This is a genomic window from Sulfurovum sp. (assembly GCF_041551015.1).
Classification (GTDB): Bacteria; Campylobacterota; Campylobacteria; order Campylobacterales; family Sulfurovaceae; genus Sulfurovum.
Map to the genome: position 1 here is coordinate 1 of NZ_JBFENQ010000031.1, position 14854 is coordinate 14854.

General features: G+C 38.8%; 12 protein-coding genes, 1 tRNA gene and 1 pseudogene. 2 read left to right on the forward strand and 12 right to left on the reverse strand.

The window, feature by feature from the left end; all coding sequences use genetic code 11:
* A pseudogene (locus tag ABZC96_RS03385) lies at positions 1 to 913 on the forward strand (DNA mismatch repair protein); the annotation flags it as partial.
* Between the two features lie 144 nt (positions 914 to 1057).
* On the opposite strand, the gene infC reads toward ABZC96_RS03385, so the two are convergent.
* The 12 genes from infC to ABZC96_RS03445 form a co-directional block, all read right to left on the reverse strand.
* The gene (gene infC, locus ABZC96_RS03390; RefSeq protein WP_373029083.1) at positions 1058 to 1606 is read right to left on the reverse strand and encodes a translation initiation factor IF-3; all 549 of its coding nucleotides are present in this window, start codon (positions 1604 to 1606) and stop codon (positions 1058 to 1060) included.
* Entirely contained in the window at positions 1603 to 3417 is a 1815-nt protein-coding gene (thrS, locus tag ABZC96_RS03395; RefSeq protein WP_373029085.1) for a threonine--tRNA ligase, read from the reverse strand. The genes infC and thrS overlap by 4 nt, the downstream gene beginning before the upstream one ends.
* Before the next feature lie 133 nt (positions 3418 to 3550).
* Positions 3551 to 3979, reverse strand: coding sequence for a hypothetical protein (locus ABZC96_RS03400; protein WP_373029087.1), 429 nt, complete (start codon positions 3977 to 3979; stop codon positions 3551 to 3553).
* 147 nt (positions 3980 to 4126) lie between these two features.
* Positions 4127 to 4202: transfer RNA gene (locus tag ABZC96_RS03405), tRNA-Val, on the reverse strand.
* 54 nt (positions 4203 to 4256) lie between these two features.
* Positions 4257 to 4892: a tetratricopeptide repeat protein gene (locus tag ABZC96_RS03410; protein WP_373029089.1), complete on the reverse strand. Its 636-nt coding sequence runs from the start codon at positions 4890 to 4892 to the stop codon at positions 4257 to 4259.
* A gap of 117 nt (positions 4893 to 5009) precedes the next feature.
* Positions 5010 to 5756 (reverse strand): diaminopimelate epimerase, encoded by a 747-nt coding sequence (gene dapF, locus ABZC96_RS03415; protein WP_373029090.1) that lies wholly within the window; start codon positions 5754 to 5756, stop codon positions 5010 to 5012.
* Positions 5743 to 6336 (reverse strand): dephospho-CoA kinase, encoded by a 594-nt coding sequence (coaE, locus tag ABZC96_RS03420; RefSeq protein ID WP_373029091.1) that lies wholly within the window; start codon positions 6334 to 6336, stop codon positions 5743 to 5745. The genes dapF and coaE overlap by 14 nt, the downstream gene beginning before the upstream one ends.
* Positions 6336 to 8006, reverse strand: a complete 1671-nt coding sequence (locus ABZC96_RS03425; RefSeq protein ID WP_373029092.1) for a murein L,D-transpeptidase — start codon at positions 8004 to 8006, stop codon at positions 6336 to 6338. Before ABZC96_RS03425 ends, coaE begins: the two co-directional genes overlap by 1 nt.
* Positions 8007 to 8090: 84 nt before the next feature.
* On the reverse strand, positions 8091 to 9212 hold the full coding sequence (locus ABZC96_RS03430) for an OprD family outer membrane porin (protein ID WP_373029093.1): 1122 nt from the start codon (positions 9210 to 9212) through the stop codon (positions 8091 to 8093).
* 15 nt (positions 9213 to 9227) lie between these two features.
* Complete coding sequence (locus tag ABZC96_RS03435; RefSeq protein ID WP_373029094.1) at positions 9228 to 9458, reverse strand: ferrous iron transport protein A; 231 nt, start codon at positions 9456 to 9458, stop codon at positions 9228 to 9230.
* Position 9459: 1 nt separating this feature from the next.
* Positions 9460 to 11583: a ferrous iron transport protein B gene (gene feoB, locus ABZC96_RS03440; protein WP_373029095.1), complete on the reverse strand. Its 2124-nt coding sequence runs from the start codon at positions 11581 to 11583 to the stop codon at positions 9460 to 9462.
* Positions 11584 to 11721: 138 nt separating this feature from the next.
* Positions 11722 to 14223 carry a hypothetical protein gene (locus tag ABZC96_RS03445; protein ID WP_373029097.1) on the reverse strand — a complete coding sequence of 834 codons (2502 nt, stop codon included), beginning with the start codon at positions 14221 to 14223 and terminating at the stop codon, positions 11722 to 11724.
* Positions 14224 to 14267: 44 nt separating this feature from the next.
* Here ABZC96_RS03445 and ABZC96_RS03450 point away from each other — a divergent pair.
* Positions 14268 to 14854 (forward strand): VWA domain-containing protein (locus tag ABZC96_RS03450; protein WP_373029098.1); only part of this gene is annotated, 587 nt, incomplete at its 3' end.

Below are 14854 nucleotides of genomic sequence, written 5' to 3' on the forward strand. Positions count from 1 at the left end.
CATCACCCTCAATGCCAGCGATGGAGAAGATGTTTTAGGTACACTTCTGTATGGTATCAACTCTTCAGGGAAATCCTCTCTTATGAAAAGCATCGGTCTCTCCATAGTCTTAGCACAAGCAGGTTTTTTTGTACCTGCGGTGGAACTACGTTTTGGACTCTATGACAAACTCTTTACACGTATCGTTTCGCAAGACAACCTTTACAAAGGATTGTCAACATTTGCGGTAGAGATGATGGAGCTCAAAAACATCTTTAACCGTGCAAATGAACGCTCTTTGGTCTTAGGTGACGAGATAAGCCAAGGTACAGAAACAGAATCTGCTCTTGCTATCGTTTCAAGCGCTATTTTAAAGCTTATCTCGCTTAGGTCGACCTTTATCTTTGCTACACACCTACACCAGTTAGGAAGCATCCCTCAGCTGCAAAACCTGAAATATCTTATCTTCTTGCATTTGGGGATAAAGTATGATGAAAGTAATGATACTCTCATCTATAATCGTGTATTGCAGTTAGGCATGGGAGACAGTCTTTACGGACTGGAATTTGCAAAGTCATTGCATATGGACAATGAATTTCTACAAATGGCACAAACCATACGAGAAAACCTAAATCATGGGGGGAGTGACATTAAAAAACTGCGTAAACAAAAAAGCAGTAAATATAACAAAAACCTTTACCTGAGTAAATGTGCTTTATGTGAAGAGAGTGTTGAGGATGTACACCACATCGCTGAACAGAAGCATGCAAATCAAGAGGGGCAGATAGACCACTTCCACAAAAACCATAAATACAACCTCATCCCTCTATGTAAAAAACATCATAATCTGGTACATGAGGGGAAAATTAATATCTCGGGTTTTGTAATGACGAGTGAGGGGTTAAAACTACATTATGAGCTCAAAGAAAATTAAATTAGTTAAATTAAACCGAATGGTTTTAGTGTGCATGAGGGATGCCCACAGGAAATGCCCTTGGGGTGTGCTAGAAATTTAAAATCTGTACTACTGGTACAGCGTTAAATATCTAGCGGAAGATTATGTGCTATACGCCTATTTTTATTTTTTGAGTGGGGTTACATACATGTTTATGTAACGCCCTTCCTGTGAAGGTTTACTCTCCAGGTTCCCAATGTCTTCAAGCATAGGCCAGACACGATTGAGAACATCTACACCCCATTCAGGGTTTGCCATTTCACGCCCTCTAAGGAAGACACGTAACTTAACATGCTTCCCTTTCTCTAAGAATTCTCTGGCATGTTTTACTTTGTATGCAATGTCATTTTCAGCGATCTTACAAGAGAACTTTACTTCTTTAACATCTATGATCTTTTGGTTCTTTCTTGCTTCTTTTTTCTTCTTTTCAAGTTCGTACTTGTGTTTTCCGTAATCCATGATCTTTGCAACAGGAGGTTTCGCATCTGGTGACATGAGTACAAGGTCTAAACCTTTCTCTTCTGCAATTTGCATTGCTTCATCTTTAGAAATGATACCGAACTGCTCACCATCCTCACCTAGAACTCTGAGCTCATTGATTCTAATAGCATCATTCATGATGGTATCGTCAGCTTTTTTTCTACCTCTGTTTCTATCTTGTTGTTTACTCAAATTTTACCTTCTTGAAGTTGTTGTGTTAATTTTACCATAAATTCGTCTTGTGTAAGATTATACTGTTCTTTTGCTCTTCTGTCACGGATTGCGACTGTTTTATTTGCCACTTCTTCATCTCCGATGATCACTACGTACGGTACACGTTGCTTTTCAGCGTTACGTACACGTTTGTTCAGAGAATCGTTTTTATCATAGACTTCAGCATCCATACCCTCTTGAACCAATCTTTTCTTAAGTTCATAGGCGTAATCTGCATGCGTATCCGCAATAGGGACAAATATAACCTGTACAGGGGATAAGAAGAAAGGGAACTCTCCTGCATAATGTTCAGTAAGAATACCGATGAAACGTTCAAATGATCCCAGTATTGCTCTATGTATCATTACAGGCTGTTTGCGAGTATTGTCTTCTGCAACATACTCTACCCCAAAACGTTCTGGAAGGTTGAAGTCGACCTGTATCGTACCACACTGCCATTTACGTCCGATGGCATCAGTGATTTTTATATCGATCTTAGGACCATAAAATGCACCCCCGCCTTCATCTATAGTAAATGGCAAATTATTGCCATTTAGTGCATCTTTTAGCCCTTGTGTTGCTACTTCCCAGACTGCATCTTCACCAATCGCTTTTTCTGGTTTGGTTGATACTTCCATCGTATACTCAAAGCCAAAGAGTTTCATCACCGAATCTACAAACTCCACTACTTCAAGTACTTCTACTGCTATCTGCTCCGGTTCACAAAAGATATGTGCATCATCCTGGGTAAATTCACGTACACGGAAAAGTCCATGTAATACACCTGATTTCTCATGACGATGTACCACACCATACTCATAATAACGTAACGGTAGATCACGATAACTTTTTGGTGCGTGCTTGAAGACTTGGATATGCCCTAAACAGTTCATAGGCTTGATACCATACTCTTGCTCATCAATAGTAGTAAGGTACATATTTTCACCATAACATGCATAGTGTCCAGACGTTCTCCACATATCTGCTTTAAGAATCTCTGGGCCACGTACAGGTTCATAACCGCGTGTGAGGTGTGCTTTGTGTAAGATACTCTCTAATTTGTAGCGAAGCTTTGCACCTTTTGGCATCCAGAAAGGAAGCCCTGGACCTGCTGCTTCGTCAAACATAAAGAGTTCCATCTCACTACCAATCTTTCTATGATCACGTTTTTTAGCTTCTTCAAGCATAAACAAATGATCTTTTAACGCTTCTTTGTCTGCAAAAGCAATACCGTAAATACGTGTAAGCATCTCTGCATTTTCATCACCACCAAGGTATGCTCCTGCTACACGTGTAAGCTTGAAGTTATGTAAGAAACGAAGTGCCGGTACATGAGGTCCACGACACAGGTCTTCAAAGTCACCTTGCTTGTAAATAGAAAGTGTGTCATCTTCAATGCGAGACATTACTTTTTGTTTTAAGTCATCATTTGCGAACTTCTCTAACGCTTCCGCTTTACTTATCTCGTACTTTTCTATCTTGTACTTTTTCTTGATAAGTTCTTTCATCTTCTTTTCAATGGTTTTTAGGTCACTTTCACCTATTTGCGCATCTACTCTGAAGTCATAGTAAAACCCTTCATCTACTATTGGTCCTACAAAAAACTGTGAATTAGGATAAAGTTCCGTGATAGCCTGTGCCATAAGGTGTGCCGTAGAGTGACGTACTATCTCCAAAGAAGCTTCAGAGTTGTCATACTCTATAGGTGTTGCTGTACAGTTTTCACCTGCACTTTGTGTATCTATGATATTGCCTTGGTCATCTATGTAACCGATAAGATTTTCGCTCAAATTAGCCCTTTGTGTTATCGCCGCCTACAATGCAGCGTTAAAAATGCGGCTATTATAGCCAAAAGTTGGATAGAAAGAAATTAATGGGGAAATGGAAAGAGTTAAAGGCATAGATTTTATTCCAAGTGTATGCTTAATCGTTAAGTATTTTTACCAGTCCCATAGGTGCATATGCTGCCATTGGACCACCTGCTGCCCATTTTTTCATTGCCAGTTTGCCTCTTAAAGCATAATGACCACCCTCATCTGTTTTTCTAACTTCTGTAGAATATTTTACTAATGCTTTGGCATCTTCTTCATTATTATCTGCAAAATTTTTTGCCAGATACTGTGTATGAATTTTAAGTCTATCTTTCTCATTGAGTTGATAAGTCTTTGCTATATAATCCATTACTCCCATAAAATAACCAAAGATCATTGGGTGCTTGTTCTTATCATCAAGTAAAAATGGATTATTCATTTTAGGCATTGCGAGAGATGCTTCAGTAAATCTATCTAATTCTTCATAGATTTTTTCATAAGGTATTGTATTTTTTGTTTTCAAAAAGTCAAATAGCCCCACGAGCACCCCTCTATATTAATTTAATAGTATAACTATATCATAAAAATGTCAAATAATGTCAAATAATCTAAGTCTATTTAGAATAAATATCAATATATGAAACTAAGAAAAATTTTGGGGAATATTAGATTTTAGAAAAGGAGTTAATGGTGACCACAAGCAGACTCGAACTGCTGACTTCTTCCATGTCAAGGAAGTACTCTACCAACTGAGTTATGCGGTCACAGTTAGTTATAGGTTGGAAGTATAGCTAACAGATACTTAAAAATGAGGCGGGTTAGTCCTGGCAGACCCAGGCGCTCTCTGAACAAAGTTTATCGAGATATCCGCTCGCTTCACTTTTCCCTGATATTAATGCTTTTTTAAAGTTGTCATAGGCTTTCATTTTGTCATGAGTAATGCCTTCTCCCCATGCATACAATACTGCTACATTTACCTGGGCAGAATTATCACCCATACTTGCTGCTTTCTGAAAAAGTTCAAAGGCCTTTTGCTGGTCCTTCTTCACACCTTTACCTTCCATATATAAAGCAGCAAGATTGTTATAGGCTTGCATGATTCCCGCTTCAAGTGCTTTTTCATACCAGTATCTTGCTTTTTCATATCCATGGGCATCTGTTTCTCCAGCCGTATGATAAAGTTGTGCCAAATTATACTGTGCTGGCCCATTTCCTTGTTTTGCGGCTTTCTCATACCAATTTTTTGCTTTGGACAGATCCTTCTGCACCCCTTTGCCATTAGCGTAAATAAGCCCGACATTATATTGTGCTTTTGCATCATCTTTTTTAGCCAATGCATAAAAGGTGTTAAGAGCTTTAATATATCCACCGCTGTTATAGTCTTCTACTGCTTGATTAAAATCATTGGCAAAGAGAGTTAATGTTGCGATGATAAAAATAGATATATATTTCATAATTTCTCCTATTTAATTCTCATAAGATATGAACAAAGTCCCTATCTTACTCAGTCACTAAAGCTTCACCCTTGGTGAAAAAAAGTCATTTTAACTTCTATTTTAATAATGAATCAATTATATCAAGGTCTCAGCAACAAACGTCTTAGTTACCTTACCGCCAAACCGGTAAACACCCTCTTCATAGCTCACATAGAGTTCATCTCCGCTTCTAGGGTGTACTTTCACCTGATCAGAGACTTTTCCTTCTTTGTGGTTACGAATGAAACACGCTACCATTCCTGTTCCACAAGCCAATGTCTCATCTTCCACACCACGCTCATAGGTACGCACATATAAGGCATTATCCTTTACCATACAGATATTCACATTAGCGTTGTATTTATGACGCAAAGTACGTGCTTCCTCTATGTTGAAGTTATCGATGTTATCACGTACTGCTACAAGATGAGGGACCCCTGAATTGATGAGCCACCAGTGCTCACCATACTCCTCTACATCTTCACTGATGATCTCCGGGGGAACCATGTCGCTTACTACATAGAGTCCATTGATAGTGGCACGTATCACACCCGCACCGGTTAAGAACTCTGCCTTATTGTCTTTGGCAATACCTTTTTCCAGGGCAAAATGGGCTACAGCTCTACTTGCATTTCCACACATGTCTGCCACACTTCCATCTGCATTATAAAATTCCCATTCAAAATCATATTCAGGATGGGGCAAGACTACCACCAGACCATCTGCGCCTACACCATTTTGTCTATGACACAGTTTTTTTGCAAGCTCTGATCTGTCTGCTTTTTTTTGTGCCACAAACATAACAAAATCATTACCGTTTGCCGAATACTTAGTCACTGTCATTGAGTATCTCCTTCTTCACGCGTTCACATTCTTTTTCTAATTGCGTAAGTGTACCACTATTATCTATAACATAGGTAGCCCGTTTACGTTTTTCTTCCACAGGTATTTGTGTCTGGATGCGATTCAATGCTTCTTCTTTTGTGTACCCTTCTCTATGCATAAGGCGTTCAAGCTGTTGCTCTTGTGTCGTATAAACCACTAACGATTTTTCTATAGGATATCGTTCCCCTTCGAAGAATAAAGGAATATCAATAAAATAGGGTTTACCCAATTTATCTTGCTCGGCAGAGAGCCGTTCGATCTCATTATAGATAAGAGGGTGAAGCAGTGCTTCAAGTTCTTTCCGTTTACGGCTATCGGAAAACACCATAGCCCCTAAAGCTTTTCTGTCCACTTTACCTTCACTCACTAATGTTTCACCAAATAGCTCTGCTATGGCCTGATGTTGTTCATCGAGTATCTGATGGGCTATTTTATCTGCATCTATAATATGAAACCCAAAAGAAGCAAGCAGTGCAACAGCAGAACTTTTCCCAGTGGCAATACTCCCTGTAAGGGCAATAGCATACTTAAATGCCATTACCATTCTCTATAAGACAGGAGTTGCATTTCATCATAGCCATATATGTCGTTTCTAAACTGCAATACTCCATCATAATCTACATATGCAGTCAAATAAATGACATCCACAGGAACTTGCGTTTGTAAAGACAAAAATTCTTTCTTCGTACCCTTGAGTCTCTCTTGTGCCTTCTCAAAATCTACATTGTCATTAAATGTAGAGAATGTTTTTAACAGTTCTATGGGCTTATCGAGTCGAATGCACCCATGACTGAATGCTCTTACATTTTGATTAAATAAACTTTTTGTTGGCGTGTCATGCATATAGACAATAAATTGATTAGGAAAAAGAAATTTTACTTTTCCCAAAGCATTATGGTAACCTGGTACTTGTGCAAAACGAAATGGCATCGTTTTACTATAGCGGTACTGCCTCCAATCTACAGAACTTGCACTCACTTTTCTGGCATCTTTCCCCCACCCTGTATGTATCTCTATCTTTTCTTTTACCATAGCATTAGGATTTTTTAATATCTTAGGGATCAACTCTTTTTGAATAATACTCTTAGGTACATTCCAGTGGGGATTCAACACAATAGTCTGCACTGTGTTAGAGAAGACCGGTGTAGGGTTTTTTCTTTTACCTGTAATTACTTTCATTTGTAACCGTAGTGCTTTATCCTCTTCAAAAAAGAGTGTAAAGGCAGGGATATTGATCATGATATGCCGTTTGTTATTACGTTCATTTAGCCATTTGATACGATCAAGATTCAAACGTATTTGTTTGATACGCTTTTGTATCGGTACATTAAGAGCGGCCATAGTTTTCTTTCCGATAACCCCTTCATCCTCCAACCCATGGCGTTTTTGGAAATGAACCACTGCCTCTTTTAAACATGTATCATACACATTTGATTCTCCGCTTCGACAAGTACCGTAGTCACCTGTGATACGAAGTCTTTCTCTTAAGTGTGGCACTATATCATGAGGTTCGCCTGGTTTTAATACTCCTTCAAAAGGGACATGTGCCCATCCGCCATTTTTTTGAATCTCTAAATACTTAATGAGCGCTTCGCGAAGTTCTTGGTATCGATACTCTTTAGGTTCTGCCTGAGCGAACAGTTCTGTCAAGCTCCCGCTTAATGCTGCATGTTCAACAAGAGAGAGAGGTCCAAATTTGGGTTTGTATGTCACCCATCCTGCATGGATGTCTTGTGCTTTTAGATTATAGAGTCTATCTTTAAAAGCACCCCAATTGATACTGCCATATAAGGCATACGTTGCATAATGATAATAGAGCTGTGAAATTTTAAATTCAAGGTCCACTTTCTGAGACAATATACCATTTGAAGCATAAACATCTTGGGCTTTTTGTTCCAAACGTATAGCATCCTGATAGAGCTTTGAGGAAGTATCAAGTGTTCTATCTTCTGTTATTTGTCTAAAAAGTTCTTTGCTAAAAGAGGAGACAGAATCCTCATCTATCCATATCGGCACAAAGAAAAGACGTGTGTATAATTGTTTTAAAAAACTGTTTCGAGGCTGTGTTTGCAGTGAATTCATCATCACTGTTGATGCAGCTTCATGAAATTCCACAGTAGTATTTGCATTTGCGCCTTGGGTGACGATAAAAGTAAAAATAATCCCGAAGCTTATGTATAAATGTCTAATTCTATATTTTATTCCCATCCGTCTTTTCCATTCAAAGTGAATTCATAGAAGAGTATATCAAAAAATTGTCGCAAAATAATTTCTTGCATTGGTTAATGGTTTCTAAAAACTGTAATTTGTAAAAATTCTAAGATTTTTAAAAGCATCTTCATTCTTTTCTACATCAGAGAAGACGGCTGAAAAGTTGACTGTCTTACTATAGGCATACTCCATACCCAGATCATACTCTCTGGAGTCATCTTGGTGCATATCTATATTTGCGGCAAAGTTTAAGCCTTCTACTCCTATCATAGAAGCATCCCACTCAAGCGTATAGAGGATAATATTGCCATCTGGGCCTGCTTCTCTAAGGGTATTGTGCTCTGCATTGGTAAAAAATGGTCCTCCACCAAAAAAATTATCTGCTGCAATACCATTTGTTCTATTATAGGCGACTGTTGTTGTCACTCCTACCTTTTTAACCTCCAAGGCTACTGCTGCCCCAAAAACAATAGAACTTTCTCCACTCTCATAGTCCTGAAAGGCATACTGCAATGCAGCACTATAGGTAACCCTATCAGTTTCATCTTCATAGTTGGCTTCCAGATAGCTTATCTTTACTTCATTACTAAGATTATAAAACCATCCGGATAATGTTGTTTTTCTCAACCCATCATAGGTTACACCTAATATTTGCATGCCATCATTGCCATTAATATCTGTAAAGGTACTTGGTGCTTCACTGTCAACACCTGACCATCTTTGCACCTGAGAGAAGAAGATCGTTGTATCTTTCAAGTCTGTATTGACAAGGCTCAGTGCTTCAAAGGTATTAGGCACCATCCCTATATCATCACTGTCTGCAAAAGGAGTATCAAAACTCTGTCGTCCCAAGATGAGTTCTGTATTTGAGAATATTCCTTTCAGATAGGCTTCTCCGAGGATGGCATAATTTTCATTATTTGCATCAAAAAAGGGTACTCCCTCAAACCCTTCTTTTCCATTCCCCTGTGAAGTAAAGAACGCTGCTCCTGTCTGTAAACCATAGTAAGGTGCTGTTTCAAAGTGCAGTTTTAATCCTACGGCAAACTCTGTGTCTGTGTCATTTTCTACTTCATGACTTTGATATCCAAGTCTAACATTACCGTCATACTGAATATGTGAAAAAGCATCATGCAATGTATCTGCATATATATGAATACTCATTATTACTATAAAGAGTAAGCCTAGGAATTGCTTATTCACCTTTTCCCTTAACGCTTAATTATCTATTTGTTCTATTTCTATTTTACTTGCTTCATCTGCCCTCAGAGCAATAAGGGTTGAACCTACTTCTATCTCCATGGTCTGTTTAGCAAGGGAACATCCTTTAATAAATAAGGTTTCGCCACGCATGACACCAAAAGAGGTCAATCTGTCTTTTAATGCTTTATCTGCATGAATCTTAATGATCTCTGCTTGGTCACCTTTATGTAAATCACTTAATACCATCTCAAACTCCTGTAATCATCAGCGTCACACGATACGCTATAAAACTTAATATCCATGCCGTAGCAGAGGTCATGAAAAACAGATACAGCAGGTACTTCCATCCTCCTGCCTCTTTGGCAAAGACCATTGACGCCGCCAAACATGGCAAATAGATCATGACAAATACAATAAATGCAATCGCCGCTGCAAACGGTATGTTTGCTTGTATCTGTGCAATGAGACCTTCGTTTCCTTCATCGACCTCATCACCCAGTGCATAAAGCACACCCAGTGTAGAGACAACCACTTCTTTAGCTGCCAGCCCAGTCTCAAGTGCTACGGCCATACGCCAATCAAAACCAAGTGGTGAGAAGAATGGTTCTGAAGCATGTCCTATCTGTCCCAAATAACTCTGCTCCAATAAAAGTAATGAGAGTTCATTGTTTAATTGACTTTTGACCTCATCATTGGTCGCTTGTGCTATCTTCACTTCAAACTGTGTCTCAAGTACCTCGTTCTTAGGGTAGTTACTTGCAAACCAGATAAGTACAGATGCTGCTAAAATAAAGGTTCCCGCTTTTTTAAGGTAAGACTTTGCCTGACCATACACTGTATGCCAAATAAGCTTGAGTGACGGCATACGATATTTTGGCATCTCCATTACAAATGGTTCATCTTCTCCTTTGAAGACAAACACCTTAAGTATCTTAGCGGCAAGCAGCCCCAAAACAGCGCCTGAGATGTAAATAATGAACAAGATATTTCCTGCTTGTTCTGCTCCAAAAAATGCCCCTGCAAAAAGTACATAGATAGGTAGTCTTGCTCCACAAGACATAAAACCTATGATAAAAAGAGTGATCAGTCTGTCTTTTTCATTTTTAAGGGTACGCGCTGCCATATAAGCTGGTACCGAACACCCAAACCCTGTCACTAAGGGGATAAAACTTTTACCATGCAAGCCAAATTTATGGAAAAATCCATCCAGTAAAAATGCCACACGACTCATGTATCCTGTTGTCTCAAGCAATGCAATACCTACAAAGAGGATGAGAATATTGGGCAAGAACATGATTACTGCTCCCACACCTGCTATCATCCCGTCTGCAATAAGTGAGCCTAACTCTCCTTCTCCCAATACAGTTTTAACCTGTTCACCAAGCCATCCGAAGGCTGCATCAATATAGTCCATAGGCACAGAACCCAATTCAAAAGTAAGCTGAAACAAAGTCCACATAAAAAACAGGAAAAGCGGTATCCCAAGAATCTTGTTGATAAGAAGATTGTCTATCTTCTGTGTAAGGTTTTTGGCTTTCATTCCCTCCACAGACATGACTTCCATCTTTGCACCTTTTGCAAAAGCAAAATGTTCATCTGCAAAGATCTCATCCAAGTCTTTGGTATCGTTGTGCAGATAAAGATGGTTGAGCCCTTCTCTTACGATAGGCAACATCTCTATCCAGATAGGTTCATCGTGCATTTTTTTATACACATCTACATCTTCCTGCAACAAGCGAACTGCCAATTGACGATAAGGAAGTGCATTTTTATAGTTCTTCTCTTTTAAGAAGTTTACGATGGTCTCTATCTCTTCTTCTATAGGGTCACTATAAATGACTTTTGCCTCCGTCTCTTCTTTTTCATAGACTTCAATGATGGCTGACTTAAGCGCTTCAACACCTGTTTTCTGTGATGCCGACGTTTTTATACAAGGTACGCCAAGTATAGCTGAGAGTTGTTTCTCATCTATACTTATACCTTCTTTTTGCGCTTCATCATCCATATTTAGTGCAACAACTACTTTTTTGCCCGTTTCAAGGAGTTGTATCGTAAATAACAAATTTCTTTGAAGATTTGTCGAATCCACAACATTTACTATGACATCATACTCATCACTTTGTAAAAAACTTTTCGTTACTTTCTCTTCTATCGTGTATTCAGTTAAAGAGTATGCGCCTGGAAGATCAATGATATGGACATCATAGTCTTTACAGGTTACTTCATCACAGATTTTGAATTCTACCTCTGTTTTATCTACTGTTACCCCTGAGAAGTTACCTACTTTAAGTGTGGCATTGGATATAGCATTGATCAGTGAACTTTTCCCTACGTTGGGTTGTCCTGCCAATGCGATGGTTATTTTTTCCACATGGTTTCCTTATGGAGTATTATAATTTTCTTAAATGATAACTATTATCACTTAACTGGTTTTGCTGCAGTATAGTCAACATTTTCTTAAAGAAGAATTAAATTGAGAGTAATTATCAATAAAATAATTACTCCCTTTTTAAAATTTTAAACCTCTTAAAAATTCTCCGGCTTTTCCACCCAGTGCTTTGTCAATCTTTTCTTGTAATTGTTCGTCTATTTTATCTTTGAGTATCGCTGAGGTATCAATGGTCACCTTTGGGTCATTTATCGTTCCGCTGATCTTTCCGTGGACTGTATATTTTTCATAAACAAAAGTGAACTTAGCCGTATTGGTGTTATTTATTTTATTGACTCTGCCGTTCGTTATGTCAATACTGCTGTGTGAGCCTTTTGCATGTAACGTATAGTCTGTGACCTTCCCTTTCATCTCTGCATGAAACTTTGTAGAAGAGAAAATAACACGTGCCGGGTCTTTACCTATCAGCATTTGTATTGTATTGGTTGCAGGACTCGGTTTTATTTGAAAGGACGTGATATCAAGATCTACTACACCTGATTTCTGCTTAAGGTTATACTTTCCTTTCCCAAATGCCTTTCCAAGGAAATCTTTCTTGTGTCCCAGTATCCCCAAAATGTTTTCAAGCGGTACATTGTTAATCGTACTGCTAAGGTCATCTCCTATAAGTGTATAGTCGATCTTACCTCCCAGTGTGATTGTCTCTCCTGTAACTGTAGTTCGCTTCTCATCCTTAGTCCATTCACCCTTTAGAACAAGAGGTCCATATAGCTTTTGATCTATCACTTTATGCAGTTCTTTTAACTCTGGAACATCAAGGATATAGTTGCTTTTAAACGTCTTTCTCTCACTGTCAACTACCATGTTATCAAGAGAAATATTTGCCAAAGAGCTCTTTATCTTTGTATTGATATATCCTCTTCCCTCTTTGAACGTACCAGCACTATCTACTGCGATATTTACTTTTAACGGATCTCCTATCAGCTTTTTCATGGCATCAGGCTCTGTCACAAGGTTAGTGGTTTTTAACGTAAACTTTCCTTCTGCTGGTTTAAGGTTTGTTAAGATTACTTGACTGTCAAGCGTTCCTTTAGCATAGACAGGAACACCGGCTAATGCCAATATTTTCTCAATGATCAGTTGAGATGCATCCATTTTGGCTGTTTTACTGTCATAGGAAAAGGCTAATTTCTTACCCATACCTTTTGTTTCCCCTGAGATACTAAGTTTGTCTTTAAATCTCAGTTGTCCCTCTGCACGAACAGATGTCTCTTTCTCCACTTTGGCATTAGGGACCAATGCATTCACATCATGCAGCAATAACGCGTAATTAGAGACAACTGTTTTCTCTTTAAGATCATACTCAAAGTCCGTAAATGTCACGTCTGCCAATGTTGAGTGTACTGTAGTATTTGCTGTGAGCTTTTTATCGATTATTTTTCCTTTGGACTCCAATGAAAAAGTATTCTTGAGAGGGAGCTGGTATCGGGACATTTTTTCAAGAGCCTTAGGACCAAATATCCCTTTGTCAATCTGTAGTGTGTATGTACCCTCTTTCTTGTTTTCCTTATCTAGTACCACCGTACCACTCACCTCACCTTTCGCATAGTCAGGCTGTTTAAGCAAAGGAAGAAGTTTCTCCAAGGCAAGCTTTTCAAAAGTTATTTGAGTCGTTTCATCTACAGAAAACTGAAGCGCTCCGCCTAAAGAGTGACTTGTACCTGTGACATATACCTTTTTCTCTTTCCTCTCAAGCGCTCCCTCGACCTTCAATGGTCCTGCTAACTTATTTTTTGTCAAAATACGCATATCTTGAACATCCAGACTATACTCTGCCATTAATTTTTTTGAAGCTGTGTCTATCAAACCATTTTTGATCTGTAACATAAAGAGATTACTCTGTACATCTCCCAGAAGTTCGATATCTTTCCCTACTAATTTTGCATCTATCGTTCCGCTCACATAACTGTTTTCAGGAAGAGTATATTCATAAAGCTCTTTCACTAATTGACGATTGAAAGAAGCCTTGTTTAGCACAATATGCCCATATCCGCTTGCTGTATCCTCACCAATCTCGGGCATATTGATCTCTATATCAATCCTCCCTTCAGCCAGTGCGGGGTGCCCATTAAGCTGCAATATCTCTGCAAATTGTGCACCCTTCAGATTTATTAAGATCTTTTGCGCTACATCGTCGATGATATTTAAACTGTAATCCGCCTCTCCTCCGAGCGCAGAACCTTTACCATCCACATAGATCTCTTCCTCCAGACCTTTAAAGTTACCTTTGAGTTCTACTTTTGTGAATTGCATATCCTCGTAGCTAAACTTGTCGGCTTTGATCTGATATAACCCATCAAACGACTGCTCCCATAAATTATATTGTGACACTACGTTTACAACAGCTTGCTTATTGATGACGAAATCCAAACTTGTTTTCCCAGACTCAAGTCTAAAATTCTTTACTTCAACAGGCATGCCTATTGCCTCTTCCAACTCCTGCTTCACATAAGGCTTTAGCATATCATTACCGGTTTGAGTAAAGATAAAAAGAAAGAGTCCAGCTATAGTAAGCAACGCGAACAGTAATATCGAAAGTATAATCGTCAGTAATTTATTCATAAGCTATTATACTAAAATAACCATATAAGTGCTAGAATACCGCTATGCATTTTACACTTGGTTCACCATACCTATTGGTCCTGCTTTTATTGTTGCCTTGTTTTCTCTGGTGTAAACAGTATAGTAAACCCTACTATTTCCCCAAATTGTCATGGGTTACCAGACAAAGCCCTCTTTTGAGTTGGGAACCATGGCTCAAAATGGCACTTTTCTCACTCATGGTTTTTGCTCTTGCAAAACCTTTTATCTATGATGCAAGTTCAGATCAACACAAAAAAGGACGTGATCTCATCCTTGCTATCGATGCAAGTGGATCCATGGCACAGAGTGGGTTTCATGTCAAAGATCGAATGAAAACAAAATATGAAATAACTACCGAACTTTCCAAAGACTTTATAGCAAAACGTTTTGATGACAATATGGGGGTTGTTCTCTTTGGTACCTTTGCCTATACGGCTTCCCCTTTGACCTATGACCTCGAATCACTCTCTTATCTACTTGAAATGACCAATGTCGGACTTGCAGGTGAAAGTACTGCTTTAGGTGATGCCATCATGCAATCCATCCGTACCCTCTCTTATGGTGAAGCCAAAAACAAAGCGATCATTCTACTCACAGACGGGTACCATAA